This window comes from Pseudomonas sp. PS01299, from assembly GCF_029960145.1.
Lineage (GTDB): Bacteria > Pseudomonadota > Gammaproteobacteria > Pseudomonadales > Pseudomonadaceae > Aquipseudomonas > Aquipseudomonas putida_A.
On the sequence record NZ_JASCPO010000399.1, the window covers coordinates 1 to 3,032 of the forward strand.

Annotated in this window: 3 protein-coding genes; 2 read left to right on the forward strand and 1 reads right to left on the reverse strand. The window is 63.1% G+C overall.

The window, feature by feature from the left end; translation table 11 throughout:
- Positions 1-103 precede the first annotated feature (103 nt).
- Together QMX91_RS30230 and argE are read left to right on the forward strand one after the other, a co-directional pair.
- Complete coding sequence (locus QMX91_RS30230; RefSeq protein ID WP_282413842.1) at positions 104-781, forward strand: DUF1028 domain-containing protein; 678 nt, start codon at positions 104-106, stop codon at positions 779-781.
- Positions 778-1,926: an acetylornithine deacetylase gene (gene argE, locus QMX91_RS30235; protein WP_282413843.1), complete on the forward strand. Its 1,149-nt coding sequence runs from the start codon at positions 778-780 to the stop codon at positions 1,924-1,926. The genes QMX91_RS30230 and argE overlap by 4 nt, the downstream gene beginning before the upstream one ends.
- Positions 1,927-1,950: 24 nt before the next feature.
- Here argE and QMX91_RS30240 read toward each other — a convergent pair whose 3' ends face one another.
- Positions 1,951-2,862: a LysR family transcriptional regulator gene (locus QMX91_RS30240; protein ID WP_096796405.1), complete on the reverse strand. Its 912-nt coding sequence runs from the start codon at positions 2,860-2,862 to the stop codon at positions 1,951-1,953.
- Between the last annotated feature and the right edge of the window lie 170 nt (positions 2,863-3,032).

A 3,032-nucleotide genomic window follows, 5' to 3' on the forward strand; every position in this document is an offset into this window, starting at 1 on the left:
CGCGGCCTTCGCGAGCAGGCTCACTCCTACAAGGGAACGCATTTCAAGGTAGGAGTGAGCCTGCTCGCGATGAGGCCAGTCCAGACACACAAGGAGTAAACAGATGACCTTTTCAATCGCAGCCCGTTGCCCCGAAACCGGCCAGTTCGGTGTCGCCATCAGTTCCTCCAGCATCGCCGTCGGCGCGCGTTGCCCGTGGCTGCTGCCGGGGGTTGGCGCGGTGTCGAGCCAGAACATCACCCTGCCGTCCCTCGGCCCGGAAGTCCTCGCGCTGATGGAACAAGGTCAGGCGCCCGACGCGGCGCTGGACCAGGTGCTGACCCGCAACGGCTACAGCCAATACCGGCAGATCACCGCGATCAACCACCTCGGCCAGACCGCGCATTTCAGCGGCGCGCAAACCCTCGGCGTGCACAACGCCGTGTCCGGCGAACAATGCGTGGCCGCTGGCAACATGCTCGCCGGGCGCTCGGTAATCGAAGCGATGGTCAGTGCCTTTGAGGACGGCGAAGGCCAATTGGCCGATCGCCTGCTTAAAGCCCTGCACGCCGCACAGGCCCTCGGAGGCGAAGCTGGACCAGTGCATTCGGCGGCCGTGGTGGTGGTCGGCGAACAGACCTGGCCGATCGTCAATTTGCGCATCGATTGGGCCGACGAAGACCCGATCGGCCAGTTGCAAAAACTCTGGGACGCCTATCAGCCGCAGTTGCAGGACTACATCGACCGCGCACTCGACCCGGCCAAGGCGCCGGGTTATGGCGTTGCCGGTGATGATCGATGAGCAGCGTCGGGTTGCTCAAGACGCTGGTGGGCTTCGACACCACCAGCCGCGAATCCAACCTGCAGCTGATCGAGTTCGTGCGTGATTACCTCGCAGGCTTCGATGTGCCGTGCGAGCTGATCTACAACGCCGAGCGCAGCAAGGCCAATCTGTTCGCGAGCATTGGCCCGGCCGAGCAACCGGGCATCGTGCTCTCGGGGCACACCGATGTGGTGCCGGTCGATGGTCAACCATGGACAGTAGCGCCGTTCGAACTCAGCGAACACGACGGCAAGCTGTTCGGGCGCGGCACCGCCGACATGAAGGGCTACATCGCTTGCGTGCTGGCGCTGGTGCCGGCGCTGGTCGCTGCAGAGCTGCGCATGCCGGTGCACATCGCCCTGTCCTATGACGAAGAAGTCGGCTGCCTCGGGGTACGCTCGTTGCTCGCCGAGCTGGAGCAGCGGCCGGTCAAACCGCTGCTGTGCATCATCGGTGAACCGACCGAGTTGAAACCGGTGCTCGGCCATAAAGGCAAACTGGCGATGCGCTGCGACGTGCACGGCCATCCGTGTCATTCGGCCTACGCACCGCTGGGGGTCAATGCCATCGAGTACGCCGCCGAGCTGATCGGTGAGCTGGGGCGCATCGGCCAGCAACTGAAGGCGCCCGAACATCACGACGCACGTTTCGATCCGCCCTACAGCACGGTGCAGACCGGAGTGATCAGCGGCGGCAAAGCGCTGAACATCGTCCCTGCCGACTGTCGCTTCGACTTCGAGATCCGCGCCCTGCCCTCGCAGGATCCAACCCAGGTCGCACAACAGTTGCAAGCTTACGCCGAGCAGCAAGTGCTGCCGCGCATGCGGGCAGTGAGTGAGCACAGTGCGATTCGTTTCAGTGAGCTGTCGGCTTATCCCGGCCTGGCTACCGATGCGCAGAGTCAGGCGGCGGAGCTGATTGCGGCGTTTTGCGGTTCACGGGAATACGGCACCGTGGCGTTCGGCACCGAGGGCGGGCTGTTCGATGCGGCGGGTATTCCCACCGTGGTCTGTGGCCCCGGCAGCATGGATCAGGGGCACAAACCTGACGAGTTTGTCAGCCGCGCACAACTCGATGCCTGCGATGCGATGCTGCAACGGATGTTGGCCTCGATTCGCGCCTGATCCTTTCGGCCTGACTGCCTGCCTTCAGGCGTGCAGTCGGGCCAATTCCTCGCGGCAATGATCAACGAACAACTGCACCGGTTTGGTCAGTTGCACCCGGCGCAGCCAGGCTGCCGACAAACCCGAGCCGGTCACGGTTTCCGCCAGTGGCACGCACACCACTTTCTGCCCGTCGTAGGTGTATTCGCCGAACGGCCGGGTCACCAGAATCGAAAAGCCGAAACCGCGCCCGACCATGCCGCGCACCATCTCGATCGACGGCGAGCTGAAGACGATGTGCGGGGTCAGTCCGCGCTCTTCGAAGATGCTCACGAAGTAGGTGCGGCTGGGCACCACGTCGAGCAGGATCATCGGTTCCAGCACCAGATCGTGCAGCGAGACTTTCGCCTGCTGCGCAAAGCGGTGGTCGGCCGGCAGCAACGCATAGGGCTGCTGCGGCGGCATCAGCGGCGTGGTGTCGATGGTGGTGTCGAGGTCATGTTCAAACAGCATCGCCATATCGATGCTGCCGGCGGTCAGCGCCTGCACCAGTTCCTGCTGTTCGCCATCGCGAATGCGGATTTCCACGCCCGGCCAGCGCTGCTTGAACCCGGCGATCAGGCGCGGCAGGTACAACGGCGCGACGGTTTCGAAACAGCCGATATCGATCTGCCCGGAGACCACATCGTTATCCGCCAGCGCGTTCTGCTCGAACTCATGCGCCACTCGCAGCAATTCCAGCGCCTTGCGATAGAACCGCGAGCCGCTGGGCGTCAGCGACACGCCTTGGGCGTGATGGCGGATGAACAGCTGCACACCGAAGCTTTCTTCCAGATGCTTGATCGCGGTAGAGACGGACGGCTGGGCGATATAGAGCTTGCGCGAGGCTTCGGCGACGCTGCCGCAATCGGCGGTGGTGACGAAGTATTTGAGCTGGCGCAGGTTGTAGGCGGCCATATAAAAACCTCTGCAAGTGAGACAACGCTTTTGTGGTGAGGAGATTTATCTGTTGTCAGGGCATTTGTCTGTAGTCAGGAGGCTCTGTGGTGAGGGGATTTATCCCCGATGGGGCGCGAAGCGGCCCCTGTTTCTAAAGTCAAAAGAGGGGCCGCTTCGCAGCCCATCGG